Raw genomic sequence first — 23,982 nt, forward strand, 5'->3', positions numbered from 1 at the left:
CAAGTTCTTGCTGTATTTATGGTTTATTCGCCCAACGCGATCCCTTCGCGGCGCGGGTCTGATCCGCCTGAAAGGCCGTTGGCGTCACGCAGAATCAAGTTCAAACCCGAGTTCAAACCCGTCACATTGACCTCATACCCCATATCTCGCAGAGGGCCTTCCAACGCCTCGGCTGATGTGCCAGCCTCAAGGTCATATCGTCCGAAACGGTTCACAAGATGCGGCAAGCTAACTGCCGCCTGCGCATCCATCTCCCAGTCAAGAATCGCCACAACGGTCTTGGCCACATAGGGAATAATCCGCGATCCGCCGGGGCTGCCCAATACAGCCATAGGCGCACCATCCCGCATCACAATCGTTGGTGCCATAGAGCTTCGGGGCCGCTTGCCTGGCTCGACACGGTTGGCAATCGGAACACCGTCACGGTGCGAGCGGAAGGAGAAATCCGTCAGTTCGTTGTTGAGCAGAAAGCCTCCGACCATAAGCCGCGAGCCAAAGGCATTTTCAATCGTTGTCGTCATGGAAAGCGCATTGCCAAAACTGTCGACAATCGAGATATGCGACGTTGAAGGCAGCTCGATCGCCTCATCATCCGCCAGATGTAAGCTGTGATCAAACTCTGGCTCTCCTGCGCTGACAGCCGCAAGCGCTGTGTCACCCGCCAAAAACTCTGCGCGCTCACGCAGGTATTGCGCATCAAGCAGCCCCTTTACAGGCACAGGCACATAATCGCTGTCCGCAATATAGCGCCCACGATCGGCGAAGCTCAGGCGGCTGGCATCCCCGATCAACCGCCACGCGCGCGCCTCCTCTGGCGGCCCCAACTCATAAGGCTCAAGCAATCCGAGCGTCTGACCAACACTGATCCCGCCCGAAGACGGCGGCCCCATCCCGCAAACGTCATAGCCGCGATAAGCCGCACATACCGCCGCACGCTCTCGCACCTGATAGAGGGCAAAATCAATCTCGCTCAAGACCCCCGCGTTGTCGGGGTCATTGCGCACCTTGTCCACAATCGCCTTGGCAACCGACCCCGTATAAAACGGCGTCACACCATTGCCCGCCAAAGCACGCAAACTTACGGCATAGGCGGTATTGCGATGCAACGCACCTGCGGCCAGTGCCCTGCCGTCAGGAAAGAAATACCTCTGCGTCTCAGGGTCGCGCCTCAAGCGGTCGGCATCAGCAGAAACCATAGTCGCAAGACGTGGCGAAACAATAAAGCCCTCTTCGGCCAGAGTGATCCCTCGTGAAAAAAGGCTCGCCCAAGAGCGATTGCCCCAACGGCGATGCGCCTCTTGCATCAAGGCAGGCGTCCCGGGAACGCCGACAGAACGGCCTCCCACAACAGCATCAAAGAACTTGAGAGGCGCGCCTTCAGCATCCTGAAACAGCGTGGGGCGCGCCTCCAAAGGCGCGGTCTCGCGCCCGTCCAGCGTTGTGATTTCACCTGTTGTGGCATCATACCAAAGCAAAAATGCTCCGCCGCCAAGGCCAGAGCTTTGCGGCTCAACCAGCCCCAAAACCGCCTGCACCGCGACCATGGCGTCCGCCGCTGTGCCGCCCTCGGCCAAAACGGCGGCGCCAGCCTCAGCGGCATAGGGGTTTGCCGCTGCAATCATCCAGCGCTCTGAGCGCATGGGCTTGCCGGCCGCTTTTGTCATAAGGGCTGCGCCCACAGCCTCGTTTAGGACATATCCGCCAAGCTCCGTTGTGCCTTCAGGCGCAACCTCATCAGCGGCTTGCTGCGCACCAAACGGGGCCGCGCTCATGAAGAGTGTAGCGGCCAAAGCCAGACTGCAGATGTATCTCATCCAGACCACTCCTTTTACGCAACCGGTGGCTCTTTCACACAGAACCCAAGCTCTAAAGCATGGAGGGCACAACCTGATCAGGCGGGCGGTGCCCATCTGCGAATGTTTTGATGTTGATGATAACTTTTTCACCCATCTCAAGACGGCCTTCAACAGTTGCACTCGCCATATGCGGCAGCAGCACAACATTGTTCAGATTGCGCAACTCAGAGTTCGCCTCGCCTTCATGCTCAAAGACATCAAGCCCTGCTCCGGCAATCTCGCCAGACTTCAAAAGCCGCGTTAGAGCTGGCTCATCAATCACCTCGCCCCGCGAAGTATTGATAATGACAGCGCCGTCTTTCATCAGCTTCAAACGCCGCGCATTCATCAAGTGAAACGTCGAGGGCGTATGAGGACAGTTGACCGATATCACATCCATCCGCGCCACCATCTGATCAAGACTTTCCCAATAGGTCGCCTCAAAGGCCGTTTCCGTCTCATCGCGCAAACGGCGGCGGTTGTGATAATGGATTTGCATCCCAAAGGCGCGCGCACGCCGCGCCACCGCTTGGCCAACCCGCCCCATGCCCAATATTCCGAGCCGCTTGCCGCTCACCCGCGTGCCCAAAAGCGCCGTGGGCGAAAAGCCCGAGAACCCGCCGTCTTTGATCTGCTGCAAGCCTTCAGGAATGCGCCGCGTCACAGACATCATCAGCGCCATGGTCATATCGGCGGTATCATCCGCCGAAACCCCGGGCGTGTTGGACACAAGGATGCCCCTCTGCAAGGCGCTCGCCACATCAATATGATCAAACCCTGCCCCAAAATTGGCAATCAGTTTGAGGCGCTCGCCCGCGCGCGCAAGCAAATTCGCATCAATCGTATCTGTGAGCGTCGGAACAAGAATATCCGCGTCAGCCATCGCCTTGGCCAGCTCCTCGCGGCTCATCGGCGTGTCGTCTTCGCGCAGCGTCACATCGAAGAGTTCTTTCATTCGTGTTTCGACAGGCTCAGGCAGGCGTCGCGTCACAACAACACTCAGGCGTCCAGATGGCATAGGCAAGCTCCATTCGCTTTTCTTTTTTGTGCGTTACTGGCAAAGTGAACGATAGATAGCCGAGGCACAAGAACCCAGCGGCAAAAAAGCAGCAACGCAGGCAAAAGCATGATCCGATACCTTACAGCCATTTTGTTGGCCCTGACGGTTTTCGCAACCACCTCACGCGCCGAAACACAGCGCGGAAGCGCCACGAACCTGCCCATTCCCCGCTTCGTGTCCATTAAATCTGATGAATGCAACGTCCGCCGCGGACCATCGCTCAGCCACAAGATCGACTGGGTCTTCACCCGCAAGGGTATGCCCGTCGAGATCACGGCAGAATACGGCCACTGGCGCCGTGTGCGCGACCGCGACGGCGTCGGCGGCTGGGTGCATTACTCTTTGCTCTCAGGCTCGCGCAATGTGATTATTGACGAAGATATGCTTGCGCTCAACATTCGCCCGAATCCTGACGCGCAAATTTCAGCCCGACTCGAATCCGGCGTGATTGCCCGCCTTATGGAATGCAACGCTGACTGGTGCAGGCTCTCGGCGGGCGGATATAAAGGCTGGGCCCGAAAAACAGCGCTTTGGGGCGTCAAACCAGATGAAATCGTTGAATGATGCGGCCCTTAAGAGTGACTTGTGAAAAATTTTCATATCAGGCTTGAAAGCGTCGCCTCTTGCGCGTAATTAGCCCTCAGAGTTGGGATGTGGCCTAGCGGTAGGGCAACTGTTTTTGGTACAGTAGATCGTAGGTTCGAATCCTACCATCCCAGCCAATCACTCTTAAAATAAAGAGACAGGTTTGCCAGCAGGCCAATGTGGCCTGCTGAATATCATATCATCACGTGTCCGATCCGCTATCAAACAAGAGCGTCAGAAGCTCGGAGAACTTTGCGTCTGGCTCCAGCAAGCGTGCGCGCGCAGCCCAGATCGCTCTCCGGCGCGCCTCAGGCAGGGCTGCACAGAAGTTATAAAACTTACGTTCAACCTCGTCCAAACCCATCGGTGATTCTGGTCCGCCCCGCGCATGAACATCGCCTGACTGAAGCGTTTGACCGTCTTTCAGGACCAGCGTCACATCAGACCACCGCCCAAGAGGGAAGCGGACCGAGTGGCGCGGCTCTTCGGTTACGCTGATCTTGGCAAGCGCCTCCGCCACGGCTTTGTCCTTCAGCCCGTCTCCCGAAATATGCTCTGGCCCAATGTGCCCGTGCACAAGCCGCGTCGCCAAAGCGAAGCCAAGCGAATATTGCGCCTGAGACGTTGTTTCGGGCAGCCCTGCATAAAGTTCTGCTGATTCTGCAAAGGTGCGCACTTCAATCCGCTCGATATCAACCTCGCTCAGCTGATGCGCCTCAAGCATCCCACCGAGCGCATCTATCGCCGCATGGGCCCAGCGGCAGATCGGATAGGGCTTGATATAATTCAGCTCCACAGTCCAAAGCCTGCCCAAATCAGCCCAATGTTCAGCCGCCTCTTCAGCCTCAACCGTGATCGCTGGCGCGCCGGTAAAGCCGTCTTCAGCCATCAAGACAGCCATCGTGCCAACCAAAGCGCCCATCCCCGAGCCATCATGAAGCATCGTCGGCGTTGCAATTTCGCGCATCATCTGGCTGCGCGGCCCATGGTATTCGGCAATCCCAAGCGCGTGACGCAACACCTCGGGGTCATCGCCGCGCAGGCGACAGCCCAGAGCCGCAACCCCAAGCGCATTCCAGGCACCAGAGGTGTGATAGTCGCTTACGCTGCCATGAAGGGCAATCGCCGCCCGCGCCGCAACTTCATAAGACATGGCCAAAGCCTCAAGCGCCTCGCGCGCTGTCAAATCAGGCATCTGCTCGGCAAAAGCGCAGAGTGCTGGCACAACAGCACAGCCGATATGGCCCTTGGTGGGGTTGTAGCCGTCATGCCCGTCAAGATTGTCAATTTGCGTCGCCAGCGCAAAGGCCGCCCCCGTAATCGAGGCCTTTCGCCCGTCAAACAAGAGTGTCGCCTGATCTCCCACCTCGGCCGTGTTCTGAAAGCGCACCACATGATTGCGCGCGATCCGCCCCGCCTCCATATCCGCAGCGCCTGCCGCCACACCCAATGTGTCAATCAACAAGGTTGCCGTCATTTCAAGCGAAGTGTCAGGCGCATCAATCGGCCCCAACACAAAAGCCGCAATCTCGTCATATGTCATGGTTGCCCCCAAATCAGTTCGGGGCCGCACCCCACAGAAAAACTCTGCGAGGCGCGTTAGACTGCGTCAATGGATTTTGCGTCATGCTTTAGCGCGCAAACGTCACCTTGCCATTGCAAATTGTGACAACCGCAATGGCATCTGTCACATTTTCGGGCGCCAGCTCAAACAGATCATGGCTCATGACAGCAACATCCGCCATCATCCCAACGGCCAACTGCCCCTTACGGTCCTCCCTGAATTCAGCCCAGGCATTGGTTTTTGTATAGCTCTCCAATGTGTCCACGAGGCTCTGCGCCTGGCTTTTCCAAGGCACGCCCAAGTTTTGTGGAGCCACTGCCGCTTTCACATTGGTCATCACATCCACAGGGATCACAGGCCAATCTGTCGAGAAAATAACTTTGGCCCCTGTCTCGCGAATATCCTGCCACGCATAGGCACCGGCAATCTGGTGATCATGCAAATACTGCCCCACACCCGTTGGCGGGAAATATCCGCCAAACGGCGCATGGCCCGGCTGGATTGAGGCGACAATGCCAAGCTTAGCAAGCCGTGGAATATCGCTCGGGTGCATCACTTCCAAATGCTCGATACGGTGGCGGCTGTCGCGGAGGCCATTGGCGTTTTGTGCCACCTCATAGGCATCGATCGTGCGCCGCACCCCCGCATCGCCAATCGCATGAACCGCAATCTGAAAGCCCAGACGGTCGGCTTCGATACAAGCCGCCACAAAGTGCTCCTGCGTAAAGACTTCGTCGCCCATGTTCCCGCCCGCTCCCATTTCTCCGGGATAAGGCTCAAGCATCAGGGCGGTGCCACTCTCGACCACACCGTCGATAAACATCTTCAAATGCGAAGAGCGCACCATATCGCCCTGAAAGCGCGCACGCATCGCGGGCGCTTCCGCCGCAATGCGCTCAATCGGGTCTGTGCCTTTGAAATGAAACGGCACCTCACAGCGGCACAAAAGCCGCCCTTCGGCCTCAAGCTCTTTCAGAAGTTCGGCCTGATAAACATTGCCGTCCATCAGATGCAGTCCCGTAATGCCCTGCTCCGCACAATGCACCAGCCCTTGGGCAATCACGTCTTTATCCATCTCGCGCTCGGCTTTGCTGGGCGCAGGCACAGGGTCTTTGCCTGTGGTCAGCCCCATCATTTCGCGCCCGCCATGCTTTGTCAGCGCCAGAACGGGGCTATAGGCTCCCGGCTCCAGCAGCTCGCCGCTGGCCAAGCCATCCTCACCCATCACAATCAGCGATCCCGCATCAACCTCCCCGCCCTGAAGCACCCCCGCCAGCTCAAGCGCCGCGGTATTGGCCCAGACCGTATGATGATCAGGGGCAAACATCGCCAAGGGGCGGTCTGGCAGAATATAGTCAAGGTCATGGCGCGTTGGCGTCTTGCCCGTGCCCAGAATTCCATAGTCACACATCACGCAAAAAACGAGCTGTTCCTCAGCGTTTTGTGCGGCATAGGGCCTGATTGCCCCCGCCATCTCCTCCAAGCCGCTCACACCATAAAGGCTCAGACAGCTCAGTTCGACAGACCCGCCAAACAGATGCACATGGCTATCAATAAAGCCGGGCAGAACCGTGCCACCCTTGGCATCAATCACGCGCGTGCTCGCGCCAGCCATAGCCATAATGTCACGCGTGCTGCCAACGGCCGTGATAATGCCATCGGCAATCGCCAAGGCTTCGGCCTTCGGCTGCGTCATATCAAAAGTCGTCAATGCGCCATTATGAATAATAATATCAGGGGTCATTTCGCTCTCCGCAAAAGAAAAAAGGCCCCGCCACACGGGCGAGGCCAAGTCGTCTTACTTCTGAAGCTCTGTCCAGATCGCCGTATACAGCTTGGTCGCTTCTGGCGGGCAGGTCTTGGCCACATAAGCCGCTGCTTTCAACTCCGCAGGCACAACAATCTCAGGCGCTGCCTTCATATCCTCTGGCATAAAGGCTTCCGAGCCAGAGATCCCGTTTGCATAGCGCGCAAAGGAAGACAGCATCGCCGCGTTTTCAGGGTCCATGATGAAGTTGAGGAAGGTTTTCGCTTCATCAACATTCTTAGCATCAGACAGGATCGCCGCATTGTCCATCCAGACAGGGAAGCCTGTTTGCGGATAGCCAAAGCCGATATCGGCGTTTTTCTCACGTGCGCGGAAAGAGGCCCCGTTCCAGTTCACACCAGCCGCCACATCTCCCGCAGCAAACTTCTCGATCATGCCATAATCCATCGAGATCCAGTTCGGCTTGGCCGCCTGCAACGTGTCGCGCACTTTCATAAGGACTTCTTTGTCCGCCGTGCACTGCTCACCGCCAACATAGTGAATGGCCATGCCCATGACATCGTTCATCTCTGGCACAACGTTGATCTTGCCCTTGAGTTCCTCGGGCGGATTAAAGATCACGGCTGCAGTGTTGATGTCCCCACCATAGATCGCGGTGTTCACAGTCACCCCGACAGTGCCCCACTGCCAAGGCACGGTATAATTGCGCCCCTTGTCAAACTCGACATCAACCCACTGCGGGTCCATGTGCTTGAAGTTCTCCATCTCGTTGGGCTTTGACTCCATCAAGAGCCCCTCACCCACAAAAATCGGGATATACGTCCCCGACGGCACCACAATATCAAAGCCGTGTCCGCCAGCCTTGATCTTTGCGAGCGCCGTATCATTGCTGTCATAATCGGTGATCGTCACTTTGATGCCCGTCTCGGCCTCAAACTTCGTGATCATCTCGGGCGAGGTATAGTTGCCCCAGTTGTAGATGTTGAGCGCGCCGTCCGCATAGGCGGGGGCCGCCAGCACCAGTGCCATAGCTACCATTGTTTTTTTCATTGTGTAGTCTCCCTGTGGTTGGTTTGGGTTGGTCTAGTTTCTTATTTTACTCAACAGCGTAAACCCGATCACCATCGTGACCGAAATACCAATCAGCACTGTCGAGATCGCGTTAATCTCAGGCGTGATCACGCGGCGCAACTGCCCCAGCATATAGGTCGGCAAAGTGTCTTGCCCTGCTGATTTGACAAACTCTGTGATCACAACATCATCCAAAGAGATCACAAAGGCGAGCATCGCGCCGGCCAGAATTCCGGGCCAAAGCTGGGGCAGCGTGATGCGCCGAAACGCCTGAAACGGCGTCGCATAAAGATCGGCCGCCGCCTGCTCAAGGCTGAGGTCCATGCCCTGAAGCCGCGCGCGGATCGGCAGATAGGCAAACGGAATACAGAAGGCCGAATGCGCAATAATCAGATACAAGAGCCCAGAATATCCTGTCGCAACCTTGATCATCGCAAAGAAGATCAGAAGCGCCACAGCCGTCACAATTTCAGGCACCATGAGGGGCTGGTTGATCATGGCAAAGACAGCTCCCTGCCCCTTGAACTTGCGCGTCCGCGTGGTCGCGAGGGCTGCTAAGACTGCCACAGTTGTCGAGATCAAAGAGGCCCAAACCGCAATGATCAAACTGCGCACAGTGGCTTCCTGCACCAGCTCGTTTTCCCAAGCCGACTGATACCAACGCCAGGAAAACCCCTCCCAGATCGCAATCGAACTGCCCGAGTTAAAAGAATAGGCTACAAGCAACAGGATCGGCAGATAAAGCAGCACAAAACACGCCACAGCAATTGTCGCAAAGCCCGTCTGGCGGCGGATGTTAAAGCCCTTACTCTCAGCCATGCTTCACCTCCTCGTTTCCGACAGCGCGCACATAAGTGAGCAGCGCCACCATAACGATCGCCAGCAAAGTGATGGAAAGCGCAGCCCCAAGCGGCCAGTTGCGCCCCTGCCCAAACTGAAGCTCGATCAGATTGCCAAGCATAAGCTGGTTGCCCCCACCCAAAACCCGCGGCGTCACATAAGCCCCAAGAGAGGGCACAAAAACAAGGATCGACCCTGCAATCACCCCGGGCTTCACAAGCGGCAGGATCACACGGCGCAAAACCTTGAGGCGCGTCGCGTAAAGATCATAGCCCGCCTCAACGAGGCTAAAGTCGAGACGTTCCATCGACGCATACAGCGGCAAAACCATCAGTGGCAAATAGACATAAACCATCCCCACAGCGATCGCGAATTCGGTATAAAGCATCTGGATCGGCTCATCGATCAGCCCAAGCGCCAGCAAGACAGTGTTGAGCGTGCCCTCATTGCGGATCAACTCCACAATCGCAAAGGTGCGAATGAGCAAGTTGGTCCAAAAGGGAATGATGATCAGCAACATCCAGAAGTCGCGCTGTTTCTTGGGGCGCGTCGCAATGAAATATGCTGTGGGAAACCCAAAGAAGATACAGGCCAGAGTGGTCATCAGCGAGAGCTTCACAGAGCGCCAGAAAATGCTGAGATGCGCATCTGAAAACCCAAGAGTGTCGTCAAAAATATCGCGCTGCATAAAGACATTAAACCAAGCATCCGTCGAGAAGCTCCACTCAACGCCGCCATAATCACCCGCCGTCAGGAACGAATAAACCAGCGTAATCAGCAAAGGTCCGCTCGCCGCAAACAAAAGAATAATCAGCGCAGGCGCAAGCAGCATCCACCGCACCCGCGAGGCTCTCTTGGCTTCCTTTTGGGACAGATCAGCCATGCCTCAATCCCTCAAAACCTGCGCGACATCCGCGCCAAACGTCACACCAACCCGCGCACCACTCTCAAATGACGCCGCCGTATCAGGGCTGTTTTGTTTACGGATCACAAAAGCCGTCCCGTCATCCAGACCCACATGATAATGCGTGTCCGTGCCAAAATAGACCACATTGCTCAGCGTGCCGGCCAACATCCCCTCCGCCTCATGCACCAAAGACGTATGCTCAGGGCGCAGCGCCAGCGTCACTTGCCCGCTGACGTCTGCCCCCTCATGAAGACGCGCCGTTGTGGTCTGCCCCGAAGCAAGACGCACAGTGGCCTTCCCCTCGGCGCTCGAGACCAGCTCGGCAGGCAGAAAATTCGTATCGCCAATAAAATCGGCCACAAACCGCTCGGCAGGGTGGTCATAAATATCGCGCGGCCCGCCGATCTGGCGGATGGAGCCTGCATTCATGACAGCGATACGGTCAGACATCGTCAGCGCTTCTTCCTGATCATGGGTCACAAAAATAAAGGTAATCCCCGTTTCCGTCTGAAGCCGCTTCAGCTCAAGCTGCATCTCCTTGCGCAGTTTGAAATCAAGGGCGCTCAACGGCTCGTCAAGCAATAACACCTTGGGCTTTGGTGCCAGCGCCCGCGCCAACGCAACCCGCTGCTGCTGCCCGCCAGAGATTTGCCCGGTCTGGCGGTCGGCCATCGCCGTCATTTTGACAAGCTCCATCATCTCGGCGACCGTCGCCTTGATCTCGGCCTTCGGCTTCCCGAGCATCTCAAGCCCAAAGCCGATATTCTCGGCCACGGTCAAATGCGGAAAAAGCGCATAGCTCTGGAAAACAGTATTCACAGGCCGCTTGTAAGGCGGCAGATCCAACAGATCTTCGCCAAACATATCAAGCGCCCCGGAGGTCGGGTGCTCAAACCCTGCAATCATGCGCAACAGCGTGGTCTTGCCACAGCCCGACGGCCCCAAAAGCGTGAAAAACTCGTTGTCTCTTATCTCAAGGCTCGCATCCGCCAAAGCCACAACAGGCGGTTGGCCCGGATAGACTTTGCGCAAATTTCTCACGCTGATTGCAGTGCTCAAATTCCAATCTCCCGTTCTGCGCGCCTTTTTCTGGTCGTCTTGTTGATCCCAAACGCATCTCTTGTTGCCTTCATGATTGCGCCGATCTTGACTTTAGGTAATACCCCTATTGGGGTAGTTTTTCAGAAATAGAGACGGAATTTAGGGGTATAAATCGTGTCAGATCTTACGTCGCGCGATATTTCGCGTCTCACCAAGGCCATGGCCGAGGTGCAAACCGAATCTTTTTTCAAAGCGCTGAAAGACCTTCTGCGCGCCAAACTTCACTTTGATACATTGCTTATTTTGCAGTTCACGCGCGGCAACCCTCCACAGTTGGTCTCAGGCTGGCTTCGCCGCCCCATCATCCCCCAAGACGCGCTGACAGCCTATATTGACGGGGCATACAGGCTTGATCCGTTTTATCAATTCTCACAAACCTCGACAGAAGGCGCCTTATATCGCCTCTCCGATATCGCTCCGGATCGTTTCTTCACCGGCGAATATTATGTCCAATATTATGGCGAAACACACCTCTGTGACGAAGTCGGCTTGCTGGTTCCGCTCGGCTCCGGCACGACGGCCCACCTTTCTATGAGTCGCCGAGAAGAGGCTGGCCCCTTCAAACGAAAAGAGTTGCAGTGCCTACGCCATTACAGCCCGCTTCTGATTCATTTGCTAAAGCACCACTGCGCAGGCCACCAAGGCCAATATACCCAAAACCACCCCTCCGCCGCAGCGCCCTTCTCTGACGTCATCCAAGCTGAGCTGGCTGAGACCCTCGGCATCAAACTAACCCACCGTGAAGCCCAGATTGCAGAGCTTGTGATACAAGGTCACTCCAATGCCTCCGCCGCCCTCAAACTCGGCATCGCTTACGAAACGGTCAAAGTGCACCGCCGCAACATCTATCGAAAACTCTGCATTTCGTCCCAAGGCGAGTTATTCGCTCTCCTCAAAGACCTGCTCTAGGCCCGCCCCGCCGCGTCCCGCACCAAATCGGCAACATCCCTCAATTGCGCGATCAAAGGGCTGGTCTTGCGCCAGATCATCCCGACTTTGCGCGCAGGCTCAGGCACGGCAAACCGCGCCACAGCCACAGAGGCCGAGCGTGTCTCAACAGCCACTGCCATCTCCGGAATAAGCGTAACCCCCATTCCCGCGCCAACCATCTGTACCAAAGTCGAAAGCGAGCTGGCGTCAAATCCGTCGCGCGGGCGCACCTGCGGAATCGAGCACACCGATAGCGCCTGATCGCGAAAGCAATGCCCCTCCTCCAAGAGCAAGAGCCGCATCTCGCTCAGACTGTCCGCACTTGGCACAGGCAGGCCTGCCTCCGCTTCAGGGCGCACCAAGACAAAGCTCTCCTCAAAGAGCGGCACCTCCTCAAAGCTCGGCTCAGACACGGGCAAAGCCAGAATCGCCGCGTCCAAACGCCCTTCCTCCAGCTCTGCCAAAAGCTTGGACGTCAGAGTTTCGCGTACCTGAATATCAAGCCGTGGGTATTTCGCCGCCAAAGCCTTAAAAACCTGCGGCAAGAGATAGGGCGCAATCGTCGGAATAACCCCGAGCCGCAAGCGCCCGCTAAACTCTTCCTGCGCCTTGCGCGCCATTTCCTCGAGCTCTTCTGCCCCGCGCAAAACACCACGTGCATGGCGGCCAAAATCCTCGCCAAAGGCTGTCAGCCTGACCTGCCGCGCCCCGCGCTCGAAAAGCGCCATGCCAAGCTGCCCTTCAAGCTCCTTAATTTGCATCGACAATGCAGGCTGAGATACAGAACACACCTCTGCCGCGCGGCCAAAATGCCCCTGCCCTGCAAGCGCCTCAAAATAGCGCAACTGTTTCAATGTGATATTTGCCATAAGTTGAAACTATCAAGTCGATTAGAAAATGCAACTTATTCCTATCGCTGGTTTGAGTTAGAACTATTATAGGAACCGCAAGATTCGGCGCACAAGCGCCCCGCACAATATCAGGGAGATATGACATGGACGGAAACAACGTAGGCAAATGCCCCGTCATGCACGGCGCAGCCAGCATGAACACCCGCTCAAACCGCGACTGGTGGCCAAACCAGCTCAATCTCAAAATCCTTCACCAGCATGATCGCAAGTCAGACCCAATGGGCGAAGGCTTTGACTATGCCACCGAATTCAAAAAGCTTGACCTCGCAGCCCTCAAGGCCGATCTGACGGCCCTGATGACAGACAGCCAGGACTGGTGGCCCGCAGACTACGGCCACTATGGCCCCTTCTTTATCCGCATGGCGTGGCACGCCGCAGGCACATACCGCACAGCCGATGGCCGCGGTGGCGCGGGCACAGGCAACCAACGCTTCGCCCCGCTCAACAGCTGGCCCGACAACGGCAACCTCGACAAAGCCCGCCGCCTTCTTTGGCCCGTGAAGCAGAAGTATGGCAACAAAATCTCATGGGCCGATCTTTTTGTGCTCACAGGCAATGTCGCCATCGAAAGCATGGGCGGCCCGACCTTCGGCTTCGCAGGCGGACGCCCCGACATCTGGGCCCCCGAAGAAGACATCTACTGGGGTGACGAAGACGAATGGCTGGCAGATGGCCGCTATTCAGGCGATCGCGAGCTGGCCAACCCGCTCGCCGCCGTGCAAATGGGCCTGATTTACGTCAACCCAGAAGGCCCCAACGGCAACCCGGACCCGCTGGCCTCGGGCCGCGACATCCGCGAGACATTCGGCCGCATGGCGATGAACGATGAAGAAACCGTCGCGCTGGTGGCCGGTGGCCATACATTCGGTAAAGCCCACGGCGCGGGCGACCCCGCCCTTGTCGGCGCCGACCCCGAAAGCGCGCCGATCGAGCAAATGGGCTTTGGTTGGAAGAACAGCCACAAGTCAGGCAAAGGCATCGACACCACAACATCAGGCGTCGAAGGCCCGTGGACAGCCAACCCGATCCAGTGGGACAACGGCTATTTTGACCTGCTCTTCGGATATGAATGGGCGCTGACAAAGTCGCCCGCAGGCGCGCATATCTGGCATCCGGTTGACCTCAAAGACGAGGACTTCGCCTTTGAGGTCGATGGCTCAGGCAACAAAGTCATCCCGATGATGACAACTGCCGACATGGCCATGCGCATGGACCCGGCCTATGAGGCAATTTCGCGTCGTTTCCACGAAAACCCCGACCAGTTCGCCGATGCTTGGGCGCGCGCTTGGTTCAAGCTGACACACCGCGATATGGGGCCAAAAGCCCGCTACCTTGGCTCCGAAGTTCCGGCCGAAGATCTGATCTGGCAAGACCCGATCCCGGCCCACACAGGTCCGATGGTGAGCGATGCCGACATCACAGCACTCAAAACCAAGCTGCTGTCCTGTGGCCTCTCCACAGCCGAGCTGGTCAAAACCGCTTGGGCCTCCGCCAGCAGCTTCCGCGCCTCTGATATGCGCGGCGGAGCCAATGGCGCACGCATCCGCCTTGCCCCGCAAAACGGCTGGGACGCCAACGAGCCGGAGGCGCTTGCAAAAGCCCTCAAAGCGCTTGAAGCGGTGCAAGCCGACTTCAACGCAGCAGGCGGCGCACAGGTTTCGCTGGCTGATCTGATCGTCCTTGGTGGCACAGCCGCCATTGAAACCGCCTCTGGCGTCTCAGTCCCCTTCACCCCTGGCCGCACCGACGCCAGCGAAGCGCAAACAGACGCCGCCAGCTTTGAGCCAATGGAGCCTGAAGCCGATGGCTTCCGCAACTTCCAAAAGCAGGAATACGCGATCGCCGCCGAAGCCATGCTTGTGGACCGCGCCCAGCTTCTCACGCTCACAGCGCCAGAGATGACAGTGCTCGTCGGCGGCTTGCGCGCGCTCGGAGCCGTTCACGGCTCGGCCTGTCACGGTGTCTTCACAGAAACTCCTGGCAAGCTGACAAACGACTTCTTCCGCACCATCACAGATATGGGCATCACATGGTCCCCCGCCGCTGATGGCGTCTATGAAGGTCGTGACACGTCAGGCAAAGTCAAATGGACAGGCACACGCGTTGACCTCGTATTCGGTTCCAACTCACAGCTGCGCGCACTCTCCGAGCTCTACGCTCAAGATGACAACGCAGAGAAGTTCGTGGCCGATTTCGTTGCCGCATGGACAAAAGTGATGAACGCAGACCGCTTCGATCTGGCCTGATCCCACCGGCCCAATATAAAATCAAAGGGGCGCGAGTGTAAAATCGCGCCCCTTTCTTTTTGCATTAAATATCCAAGTCCTTAGGCCGCCAATAGCGCCGCCCCTTCTGGAACGCCTACGCGCCTGCACCAAGCGTGAGCGACACCCCCTCAAGCCCGTCGATGCCGCCACTGATCTTGTCTCCCGCAAGCACAGGCCCAACGCCCGCAGGTGTCCCAGTGAGGATGATATCACCAGCCCCAAGGTGATAATACCGCGACAGATGCGCAACAATCTCCCCACAGCTCCAGACCATATCTTCAAGGCGCGCGCCCTGCCGCGTTTCTCCGTTCACCTCAAGATGAATGCGTTGGGCCGCAACAACCCCGAACTCGGCCGCTTTGGTCAGCGGTCCAAACACGGCAGACCCTTCAACATCCTTGCCAAGCGACCATGGCCTGCGGTTGTCCTTGCCGTCCTGCTGACGGTCCCGCCGCGTCATATCCAACGCGCACCCATAGGCATAAATCGCTGCCTGCGCTTCGGCTTCACTGGCGCGAAAGACAGGCGCACCAAGCACAAAGGCAAGCTCCATCTCGTGATGATAGTTTTCTGTGCCGGGCGGATAGGGCAGCACCGCGCCGCTCTTGACCGCGTGCGCCACTTGTTTGGTGAAATACCACGGCGCTTCACGGTCGACTTCATTGCCCATCTCGGCCGCATGAGCGGCATAATTGCGCCCCACGCAGAAAATTCGGCGCAGCGGGTAGAGCTTAACCTCCCCCGTCACCTCAAGCGCAAAAACATCGGCTGGTTCAAATAGATAATCTCTCACGCGGCGTCCCCCTCTTTTGCGGGGAGCCTCTCACAGTTTGATCAGGAGCAAAAGATAAACCGCGCAGAAAACGGGCGGCACTATTTCTTCTTCACATATTGCGTGAGGATAACAATCCGCTGGCCTTCCACGCGGCCCTCAATGTGCTCGGGCGTGTCCGCCACAAGACTGATCCCGCGCACAGCCGTGCCACGCTTGGCCGTAAACCCTGCGCCCTTCACAGGCAGATCCTTGATCAAAACAACAGTGTCGCCCTGCGCCAGCACCGCGCCATTGGCGTCCTTATGGTCTGACGCGGCGGCGACATTCTCTGCCCAAGCCTGCGTCTCCTCATCCAGATACAGCTGCTCGGCCAAGTCCTGCGCCCAACCCTCGCCCGCCAGACGCCTAAGCATCCGTGCCGCAACCACCTGCACCGCAGGCGCCTCGCTCCACATAGCCGAAGCAAGACCACGCCAATGGTTGGCATCAGGCGCGCCTGCAATCTGTTCAGCACAGGTCGCACAAACGGCAACTTGCGCCCCCACAGGGCCGCCCTCAACATCAATAGACATCAGGTCAGCCTCAGCAGAGCAAAACGGGCACGTCATGGGGCAATCCTTCCTTTGGGTTGCCCCGCCTTACAGGCTCGGCCCGATAATGTCTTCAGCTGTTCTCATAAACCGCTTTGGCGATATACCATGTCACGGGAATCGACACGAGAAACCCGATCAACGCCGACCAAAGCACAGGCTGAAGCGTATCATAGCCCATGGTCAATGCCGCAACCATGGCCACGCCAGCAAGCGTCGTGCCGATAAACAAATGAAAAATAAGCGCAATACGGAGCATAGCTGTCCCTTTCTGTGGTCAAGCATTTGGGGTGAGTCTACGCCAAATAAGGCGTAGGTCTTTGATCTGGGTCAGATTGGGCTACCGCGCGCGCGTCATCCGCGCGACGAGATTGTCCTTAAGCACAAACTGATGGTAAAGCGCGCCAACGATATGCAGCGCAACAAAGCCAAGCATCACAAAGCGCAGCAAACCATGGGCATAGGCCGCAGCCTCCACAGAGCCAAACCAAGCCACAGCCCCCGACACGGGCATGAGGATCATCAGCGCATACAGCACCCCATGGGTCAGATGCGCGAGCGCGCGGCCCAGCGGCCCCTCTTCTGGGGGCAAAGGCGGCACACCATGCTTGCGCCGCAGGCCCAGCCGCCAAAGCGCAAGGACGAGCACAAGCATACCCCCCGCCACATGACCAACGACCATAACCGAAGGCGCAAAGACCCCCTCCTTCATCCAGAGATCAAAAGCGCCACGGATCGGCTCATGGCCGATAAACTGCCAAGCAATCAGCCCGAACACGACCCAATGCAAAACGATCTGGGGTGTCTTATACGTCATATGGGCCTCCATGACCGTTCACTTGGCACACCCCGCACAGAGCGGCGTTGCGGGCAAAAGCTGAAGCCGTGCCTCAGCAATCTCGCCACCACATTTGACACAGGCGCCATAAGTGCCCGCCTCAACCCGCGCCAATGCCGCATCAATCTGGCGCACCTCAGCAAGCTCCTGCGCGCCCAGCGCTTCAAGAACCTCGTCTCCCTGCCGTTCGGCAGAGCGGTCCTGCCAATCGGTTGAAAGCGGCTCGTCAAGCTGGTCTTCAACCTCATGCAAATGCGCCGTCAACTCCGCCCGCCGCGCAAGAAGGGTCTGCTTTGCGAGTTCAATATCCATATCCGCCTCCCATTGGGTTTCTACAGGAGGATGAGACGGATCGGGGAAACGTGCATTGATTTGGGTCAAGGGGGAATTTAGGCCGCGAGAATGTGCTTACTCGTAATCACATCAATAGCTGGTGGCTTAAAGAAAGTTAGACTCTCAAGGTGAGCAATCAGGCAATCAAATTCATTTGAATCCGCGCAAACAACCTTATCCAGCCCGAGCACATCCCCACTATCAATTTTTGCATTAACCGAATTCGCCTCTTTCTCGTTCAGCGTAATAAGAAAGCTCTGACTGTTCCGGTGCACTTGCCGAAGCATCATGCCTTCCAAATCGGCCTGTTTATAGCGCTCGCGAAGGCTCGTTTTCGCGGACAAAACAATTGGCCCATGCTCTTTAGAATACAAAACAAAATCAAACTCAACATTCGGAATAAATGCCAGCTTGGCTTGTGCAAAAAGAGGTTGCAGCCCACGCCGCACAAAGAGAACGGATAGCAGTGCTTCAAAGACCCTGCCATTCATTCCCTTTTCACCCTGAGGGTATTTCGCCCAAGCCTTTTTCATGAACTCTGAAGGTGATGCGATATCAGACGCAAGTTCATCGGCAAGATGCTTGGCAAAAACAGCTCTCACCTTCTCACCAAAAACAACGTCTTCAATTCGCACGCGACAACACTCTCATAATATTCTCACCGACTGCCTGAATCGCAGGCACCGCCACTGAGTTGCCCAGTTGTTTCATGGCCTGTGTTTCAGAAACTGGAAATCTGAAGCTACTGGGAAATCCCTGCATTTTCAGACCTTCTCTGGGGCCAAGCCGGCGCTCCACACCATCAACCATATAACCATCCCAGTTACGGCGATCGCCAACGCCAGAGCCTCTACCGCCAACCCTGAGAGTATAACCAATTTCTTTGGGACAGTTTCCACCCCAAATTTCAGACATGGACAACCGCTCTTTCTTCGCTTCAGGGAAACGAAATTCACTGCCAAGTTGCTTATCGCGAAAGCCGACCATAAAAAGCCTTGGCCGATATTGAGGCAAACCATGATCGCTCGCTTTCACAATTTCAGACGCGAAGGAGTATCCAAGTTCGACTTCGAGCACCCTTTTGATGGTCTCAAAGGTTCGCCCACCGTCATGGTTTTTCAGATGACGCACATTTTCCAGAAAGAAGGCTTTTGGTTTTTTTTCTGCAATGATTTTTACGAGGTTGAAAAATAGAGTGCCTCGAACTTCGTCAAAACCTTTCTTAAAACCAGCTTGTGAGAATGGCTGACACGGAAAGCCTGCGCAGAGAACATCGAAATCAGGAATAATCTTCGGATCAACTTTCGTGATGTCATGCGCAAAATTCTGAGATGCAAAAAGCTCGGGCGAAATCTTCTTGTGATTAAGGGTATATGTCTCGCGAGCAAACCGGTCCCATTCAGCTGCAAAAACACACTCTGCGCCCAGATTGTGAAACGCTAGATGAAACCCACCAATACCCGCAAACACGTCCGCAAAGGTATAGCCTAAACCAACACCTTGTTTTAGCTCAGCTTTTCTCACAACTGGCGCAAAAGTGTTCATGACAGAGGTTTCCTCAACTTAGCAAATTGCGTGCTAACTAGCATGCATCTCCTTAAGAATGTCTCAAGGTGTTTCTCACCCATCCATCTTCAACGCAGAAATAAACGCTTCCTGCGGGATATCCACTTTCCCGAACTGGCGCATTTTCTTCTTACCAGCCTTCTGCTTGTCCAGAAGCTTGCGCTTACGTGAGGCGTCGCCGCCATAGCACTTCGCGGTCACGTCCTTGCGCATCGCGCTCAAAGTCTCCCGCGCAATAACCTTGCCACCAATCGCCGCTTGGATCGGGATTTTAAACATATGCCGCGGGATCAGATCCTTAAGCTTCTCAACCATCGCCCGCCCACGCATATCGGCGCGGTCGCGGTGCACCATCGTGCTCAAAGCATCCACAGGCTCGTCGTTCACAAGGATCGACATCTTAACAAGATAGTCCTCGCGATAGCCGATGATCTGATAGTCAAAGCTCGCGTAGCCCTTGGTCACGCTCTTCAGACGGTCATAAAAATCAAACACAACCTCGTTGAGCGGCAAGTCATAAACAACCATAGCCCGGCTGCCCGCATAGGTCAGGTCCATCTGGATACCGCGACGGTCTTGGCAAAGCTTCAAAACGTCCCCGAGGTATTCATCCGGCACAAGGATCGTCGCCTTGATGCGCGGCTCTTCCAAGTGGTCCACATAGGTGAGGTCAGGCATATCGGCAGGGTTGTGCAACTCCTGCATCGTGCCGTCTTTCATGTAAACATGGTAAATAACGCTCGGCGCGGTGGTGATCAACTCAATGTCATACTCGCGCTCGATACGGTCGCGGATCACCTCAAGGTGCAACAGCCCGAGGAAGCCACAGCGAAAGCCAAAACCGAGCGCCGCGGAGGTTTCCATCTCGTAGCTAAAGCTCGCATCATTGAGCGCCAGCTTCTCAATCGCGTCGCGCAGGTCTTCAAACTCGGCACTGTCCACAGGGAACAAGCCACAGAACACAACTGGCACAGAGGGCTTAAAGCCCGGCAGCGCCTTTTCCGTGGGCCGCTTGTCATGCGTAATCGTGTCGCCCACCTTGGTGTCGCGCACCTGCTTGATGGAAGCGGTCAGAAAGCCGATCTCTCCTGGCCCAAGCTCGGCCACCGCGTCCATAGCGGGGCGAAACACGCCGATACGGTCGACATGATGCTTGGAGCCGTTCTGCATCATCATAATGCTGTCGCCCTTTTTGAGTACCCCGTCCATGACGCGCACCAGAACAATTACACCAAGATATGAATCATACCAGCTGTCCACCAGCATGGCCTTCAGCGGCGCATCACGGTCGCCCTTGGGCGCAGGCAGCTGGTGCACGACGGCCTCAAGCGTCTCGCGGATACCAACACCCGTCTTCGCCGAAACCCTGATCGCGCCCGAGGCGTCAATTCCGATCACATCTTCAATCTGCTCCGCCACACGGTCACAGTCCGTCGCAGGCAAGTCAATCTTGTTGAGCACAGGCACAATCTCATGGTCCGCCTCAATCGCCTGATACACGTTCGCCAGCGTCTGCGCCTCAACGCCCTGAGTGCTGTCCACAACAAGCAAAGAGCCTTCCACCGCACGCATCGAGCGGGAGACCTCATAAGCAAAGTCGACGTGCCCGGGCGTGTCGATCAGATTGAGCACATAATTCTCGCCGTTCTGCGCCGTATACTCGATCCGCACAGTGTTCGCCTTAATCGTAATCCCGCGCTCGCGCTCGATATCCATCGCATCAAGCATCTGCTCCTTCATATCCCGAGCCGCGACCGTATTCGTCTCCTGAATAAGCCGGTCGGCCAGCGTGGATTTCCCGTGGTCAATATGCGCCACGATCGAGAAATTGCGTATATGTGTAAGGTCTGTCATGCATTGGGATATGATGTGGAATCCCTGCCTCGTCAAGCTACCTTACAGTCATGCAAGCCCCCATTCGATCGCAAAGCCAGAATTGCAGCGGCAATATCTCCTACCCTCGCAAAAGAAGCCTGCGCCGCCCCCTTCCTCTTTCTATAAATATCCAAATCCGTCGCCAGCCAAACACACATCCCTACGCCGTCCAAGCCCCCGCGCCGAGGCCCGAAAGGGCCGAGGCACCCGCGGGCGATTTGGCGCAGCCAAAGCGCAAAACCTCACGCGCTTGTCATTGAAAATCCCGAAAATTTCAGCCATACAACTCCCAAAAGGCACAGATCCCCCAAAGAGAGCCGTTTCCATGAGTTCCACGACCACGTTTTTTGCGCTTGCCTCGCTCACTTTTCTCCTGTCATGCGGAGGCGGCGGTTACAAATCCGCAGTTCGCTATCCCTCCAATACCTCTCTGGCAGCCTCCTCGGCCTCTGGCCCGATCTCCCGTGCCTGCCTGATGTCAGACCGTAAGGCGCGCTCGCGCCAGCTCTGCGGTTGCATTCAGGCCGTGGCCGACATGAGCCTCTCAAACCAGGACCAGTCGCGCGCCGCCTCCTTCTATCTCAACCCGCAAAAAGCGCAGGATATCCGCCAGTCCGACAATCCCATCAACGAACGGTTCTGGAAAAAATACCGCGAATATGCAGACACAGCGGCGCAAATCTGCGGTTAGCAACGTTCAGATCAGACGCGCGCTCAGCCCGCCGCCAGCCTTAGCTTGCCACGCGGCTTCTCAAGCCTGATATCGGCCGCGCGGGCGTGGCCTTCCATGCCCTCATGGCGGGAAATATGCGCCGTGACCCGTGCCAGTTCGGGCAGGGCTTGGGCCTCCACCCGCTGCCATGTCACGGTTTTGAGAAACTTATGTACAGAGAGCCCGCCCGTATACCGCGCCGCGCCGGATGTGGGCAGCGTATGGTTCGGCCCCGCCGCCTTGTCGCCAAAGCTCACAGTCGTCTCCTCGCCCAAGAAAAGCGAGCCATAAGACGTCAGCGCATCCGACCACCAGCCAAGCTCCGCCGCCTGCACGTGCAAATGCTCGGGTCCGTAACGGTTGGCAACCTCGGCCATCTCTTCGCGCGTGTCACATAAGATCACCTCGCCCAAATCGCGCCATGCTGCCTCTGCTGCCGCGCGGTTGGTCTCAGGCAGCTCGGCCATAAGCTGTGGCACAAGCTTCATCACAAACTGCGCCAGCGCGCCATTGTCGCTCACCAGCCAGACAGGCGAATTGTGCCCATGCTCCGCCTGAGACACGAGGTCCCAAGCCACGGTATAAGCATCCGCCGTGGCGTCCGCGATCACCATGCTGTCGGTCGGTCCCGCAAACATATCAATCCCCACAGGGCCAAACATCTGCCGCTTGGCCTCAGCCACATAAGCATTCCCGGGGCCGATCAGAATATCCGCAGATTGCGCGCCAAACAGCCCCCCCGCCATCGCAGCAACCCCCTGCACACCCCCTATCGCAAGAATGCGGTCCGCGCCCGCAAGCTGCATCGCATAAAGGATCGCAGGCGGAATGCCTTGGTCGAGCTTGGGCGGCGAACAGGCCGTGATATCACGGACACCAGCCACCTTTGCGGTGGTGATGGTCATCAAAGCACTGGCGATATGCGCATAGCGCCCCCCCGGCACATAAGCTCCCGCCGCCTGCAGCGGAATAAGCCTCTGCCCCGCAAATAACCCGGGCCGAAGCTCTATTTCCATCTCGCTCGCAGTGGCCAGTTGCGCCTCGGCAAAACGGCGGATGTTGTCATGCGCCCAAGCGATATCATCTTTAAGGTCTTGCGGAACGGCCTTCACCGCCTCAGCGATGGCCGCCTCGCTCACAACAACATCCCCCTCCCAGCCATCAAGACGCCTCGCATACTCAAGCGCCGCCGCCTCGCCCCCCGCCTTGATCCGCGCCAACATCACAGAAACAGTATCGCGCACATCTGCGCCCGCGTCTGCCTCGGCGGCTGTGTCGGATGATTTCAAATAGCGGGTGGCCATGGCTGTGCTCCTGTCTCAGAGCGCAACTCTGGCGGCGCGACGCAACACAAATCAAGCGCCGCCCGCGCGGAAGCGCCTTGAGCGCTGCGCATTTTTCGCCCGCCCAAAACCCATGTTCAATCTTTCCGAAAGCCGCGCTCAGCCGCCGAGCTTTGCCAGCGCCTCGGCCGCCGCAGCCGAAGGCGTCATCGCCCCCGCCTCGACCTCTGCCGCAAGCGCATCCATCACATCGCGCATCTCGCCGGTTTGAAGCCGCGCCAAAAGCCCTTGACGCACATCTTCAGCAAACCAATGCCGCGCCTGTCGCGCCCGTGTGGCGTCAAAATGCCCATTGGCGCGCCGCCACTCATTGAGCTCGCTCATCGCCTCCCAAGCCACAGACAACCCATGCTCCTCCAGCGCCGAAACGGTCATAGCCTTTGGAAAGCCGTCAGGGTCTTGCGCCCGCTTGCGCAACAGCCTGAGCGCGCCCGCATAATCCGCACAGGTGCGCGTGGCCGCAGATTTAAGGTCGCCATCCGCCTTGTTGACAAGGATCAGATCCGCCATTTCCATAATGCCGCGCTTCACGCCCTGAAGCTCGTCTCCCCCCGCAGGGGCCAGCAGCAATATGAAAAGATCAGACATTTCCGCAACAACAGTCTCCGACTGCCCCACACCAACGGTTTCGATCAATACAACATCAAACCCCGCCGCCTCACAAAGCGCAACGGCCTCGCGCGTGCGCCGCGCCACACCGCCAAGCTGGGTCTGGCTTGGCGAAGGGCGGATAAACGCCGCCGGCTCGCGGCTCAGAAATTCCATCCGCGTCTTATCGCCCAGAATAGACCCGCCAGAGCGCGCCGAGCTCGGGTCAACCGCCAGCACAGCAACACGCAGCCCCGCCTTCACAAGCATCAAGCCAAAGCTCTCGATAAAGGTCGACTTCCCCACGCCCGGTGTGCCCGACAACCCGATCCGCAGGGCTTGCCGCCCCGCCCCCTTCAGGCGCTCCAAAAGCGCACGCGCCTCTCTGCGGTGGTCCTCACGGCCACTTTCCACAAGCGTGATCGCCCGCGCCAAGGCCCTCCGATCACCATCCAATAATTTTGCTGCGACTGCTTCAATATCCATGCACCAAAATATGCCCTCTTTGCCGCTTGATTGTCCA

At 57.2% G+C, this 23,982-nt stretch carries 23 protein-coding genes and 1 tRNA gene; 5 read left to right on the forward strand and 19 right to left on the reverse strand.

The genetic code is table 11. From position 1 onward, the window contains the following. Window positions 1-23: 23 nt before the first annotated feature. Both ggt and ACTF58_RS04515 read right to left on the reverse strand, forming a co-directional pair. Window positions 24-1,814 (reverse strand): gamma-glutamyltransferase, encoded by a 1,791-nt coding sequence (gene ggt, locus ACTF58_RS04510; protein WP_438990776.1) that lies wholly within the window; start codon window positions 1,812-1,814, stop codon window positions 24-26. Between the two features lie 52 nt (window positions 1,815-1,866). Next, window positions 1,867-2,853, reverse strand: a complete 987-nt coding sequence (locus ACTF58_RS04515; protein WP_438990777.1) for a 2-hydroxyacid dehydrogenase — start codon at window positions 2,851-2,853, stop codon at window positions 1,867-1,869. 108 nt (window positions 2,854-2,961) lie between these two features. Between ACTF58_RS04515 and ACTF58_RS04520 the strand changes: the two genes are divergently transcribed. Next, the gene (locus tag ACTF58_RS04520; RefSeq protein WP_438990778.1) at window positions 2,962-3,459 is read left to right on the forward strand and encodes an SH3 domain-containing protein; all 498 of its coding nucleotides are present in this window, start codon (window positions 2,962-2,964) and stop codon (window positions 3,457-3,459) included. An 83-nt stretch (window positions 3,460-3,542) separates the two neighbouring features. Continuing rightward, window positions 3,543-3,617, forward strand: a tRNA-Gln gene (locus ACTF58_RS04525). 65 nt (window positions 3,618-3,682) lie between these two features. On the opposite strand, the gene ACTF58_RS04530 is transcribed toward ACTF58_RS04525, so the two are convergent. The 6 genes from ACTF58_RS04530 to ACTF58_RS04555 all read right to left on the reverse strand — a co-directional run bounded on the left by ACTF58_RS04530 (window position 3,683) and on the right by ACTF58_RS04555 (window position 10,689). Next, on the reverse strand, window positions 3,683-5,023 hold the full coding sequence (locus ACTF58_RS04530; RefSeq protein ID WP_438990779.1) for an MmgE/PrpD family protein: 1,341 nt from the start codon (window positions 5,021-5,023) through the stop codon (window positions 3,683-3,685). Window positions 5,024-5,111: 88 nt separating this feature from the next. Then, window positions 5,112-6,788, reverse strand: a complete 1,677-nt coding sequence (locus tag ACTF58_RS04535; protein WP_438990780.1) for an amidohydrolase — start codon at window positions 6,786-6,788, stop codon at window positions 5,112-5,114. A gap of 54 nt (window positions 6,789-6,842) precedes the next feature. Continuing rightward, window positions 6,843-7,862 carry an ABC transporter substrate-binding protein gene (locus ACTF58_RS04540; protein ID WP_438990781.1) on the reverse strand — a complete coding sequence of 340 codons (1,020 nt, stop codon included), beginning with the start codon at window positions 7,860-7,862 and terminating at the stop codon, window positions 6,843-6,845. A gap of 33 nt (window positions 7,863-7,895) precedes the next feature. Beyond that, window positions 7,896-8,702 (reverse strand): ABC transporter permease, encoded by an 807-nt coding sequence (locus tag ACTF58_RS04545; protein WP_438990782.1) that lies wholly within the window; start codon window positions 8,700-8,702, stop codon window positions 7,896-7,898. Then, entirely contained in the window at window positions 8,695-9,606 is a 912-nt protein-coding gene (locus ACTF58_RS04550; RefSeq protein ID WP_438990783.1) for an ABC transporter permease, read from the reverse strand. Before ACTF58_RS04550 ends, ACTF58_RS04545 begins: the two co-directional genes overlap by 8 nt. Window positions 9,607-9,609: 3 nt before the next feature. Further along, on the reverse strand, window positions 9,610-10,689 hold the full coding sequence (locus tag ACTF58_RS04555) for an ABC transporter ATP-binding protein (protein WP_438990784.1): 1,080 nt from the start codon (window positions 10,687-10,689) through the stop codon (window positions 9,610-9,612). 156 nt (window positions 10,690-10,845) lie between these two features. On the opposite strand from ACTF58_RS04555, the gene ACTF58_RS04560 reads away from it, so the two are divergent. After that, complete coding sequence (locus tag ACTF58_RS04560) at window positions 10,846-11,640, forward strand: helix-turn-helix domain-containing protein (RefSeq protein WP_438990785.1); 795 nt, start codon at window positions 10,846-10,848, stop codon at window positions 11,638-11,640. Here the strand turns inward: ACTF58_RS04560 and ACTF58_RS04565 are convergent. Continuing rightward, window positions 11,637-12,530, reverse strand: coding sequence for a LysR substrate-binding domain-containing protein (locus ACTF58_RS04565; RefSeq protein ID WP_438990786.1), 894 nt, complete (start codon window positions 12,528-12,530; stop codon window positions 11,637-11,639). The two genes, ACTF58_RS04560 and ACTF58_RS04565, sit on opposite strands and share 4 nt — an antisense overlap. 125 nt (window positions 12,531-12,655) lie before the next feature. Between ACTF58_RS04565 and katG the strand changes: the two genes are divergently transcribed. After that, a complete protein-coding gene (gene katG / locus ACTF58_RS04570) occupies window positions 12,656-14,818 on the forward strand; it encodes a catalase/peroxidase HPI (RefSeq protein WP_438990787.1) in 2,163 nt (720 codons plus the stop codon). A 115-nt stretch (window positions 14,819-14,933) separates the two neighbouring features. On the opposite strand, the gene ACTF58_RS04575 is transcribed toward katG, so the two are convergent. The 8 genes from ACTF58_RS04575 to lepA form a co-directional block, all read right to left on the reverse strand. After that, window positions 14,934-15,632, reverse strand: a complete 699-nt coding sequence (locus ACTF58_RS04575) for a fumarylacetoacetate hydrolase family protein (protein WP_438990788.1) — start codon at window positions 15,630-15,632, stop codon at window positions 14,934-14,936. Between the two features lie 80 nt (window positions 15,633-15,712). After that, a complete protein-coding gene (locus ACTF58_RS04580; protein ID WP_438990789.1) occupies window positions 15,713-16,222 on the reverse strand; it encodes a PhnA domain-containing protein in 510 nt (169 codons plus the stop codon). Window positions 16,223-16,277: 55 nt separating this feature from the next. Then, complete coding sequence (locus tag ACTF58_RS04585; RefSeq protein ID WP_438990790.1) at window positions 16,278-16,463, reverse strand: CTP synthetase; 186 nt, start codon at window positions 16,461-16,463, stop codon at window positions 16,278-16,280. 81 nt (window positions 16,464-16,544) lie between these two features. Next, window positions 16,545-17,021, reverse strand: coding sequence for a cytochrome b (locus tag ACTF58_RS04590; protein ID WP_438990791.1), 477 nt, complete (start codon window positions 17,019-17,021; stop codon window positions 16,545-16,547). A gap of 18 nt (window positions 17,022-17,039) precedes the next feature. Then, window positions 17,040-17,354 carry a TraR/DksA family transcriptional regulator gene (locus ACTF58_RS04595; protein WP_438990792.1) on the reverse strand — a complete coding sequence of 105 codons (315 nt, stop codon included), beginning with the start codon at window positions 17,352-17,354 and terminating at the stop codon, window positions 17,040-17,042. Between the two features lie 77 nt (window positions 17,355-17,431). Then, window positions 17,432-18,010: a hypothetical protein gene (locus ACTF58_RS04600; protein ID WP_438990793.1), complete on the reverse strand. Its 579-nt coding sequence runs from the start codon at window positions 18,008-18,010 to the stop codon at window positions 17,432-17,434. Beyond that, on the reverse strand, window positions 18,000-18,920 hold the full coding sequence (locus ACTF58_RS04605; RefSeq protein WP_438990794.1) for a DNA cytosine methyltransferase: 921 nt from the start codon (window positions 18,918-18,920) through the stop codon (window positions 18,000-18,002). The genes ACTF58_RS04600 and ACTF58_RS04605 overlap by 11 nt, the downstream gene beginning before the upstream one ends. A 75-nt stretch (window positions 18,921-18,995) precedes the next feature. Further along, window positions 18,996-20,795 carry a translation elongation factor 4 gene (lepA, locus tag ACTF58_RS04610; RefSeq protein ID WP_438990795.1) on the reverse strand — a complete coding sequence of 600 codons (1,800 nt, stop codon included), beginning with the start codon at window positions 20,793-20,795 and terminating at the stop codon, window positions 18,996-18,998. 346 nt (window positions 20,796-21,141) lie between these two features. On the opposite strand from lepA, the gene ACTF58_RS04615 reads away from it, so the two are divergent. Then, complete coding sequence (locus ACTF58_RS04615; RefSeq protein WP_438990796.1) at window positions 21,142-21,507, forward strand: arginine transporter; 366 nt, start codon at window positions 21,142-21,144, stop codon at window positions 21,505-21,507. Between the two features lie 23 nt (window positions 21,508-21,530). Here ACTF58_RS04615 and hisD read toward each other — a convergent pair whose 3' ends face one another. Next, a complete protein-coding gene (gene hisD / locus ACTF58_RS04620; protein ID WP_438990797.1) occupies window positions 21,531-22,832 on the reverse strand; it encodes a histidinol dehydrogenase in 1,302 nt (433 codons plus the stop codon). Window positions 22,833-22,970: 138 nt separating this feature from the next. Further along, window positions 22,971-23,945: a methylmalonyl Co-A mutase-associated GTPase MeaB gene (gene meaB / locus ACTF58_RS04625; RefSeq protein ID WP_438990798.1), complete on the reverse strand. Its 975-nt coding sequence runs from the start codon at window positions 23,943-23,945 to the stop codon at window positions 22,971-22,973. Window positions 23,946-23,982: the final 37 nt, after the last annotated feature.

The sequence above is a fragment of the Lentibacter sp. genome, from assembly GCF_965657785.1.
In the GTDB taxonomy this organism is placed as follows: domain Bacteria; phylum Pseudomonadota; class Alphaproteobacteria; order Rhodobacterales; family Rhodobacteraceae; genus Lentibacter.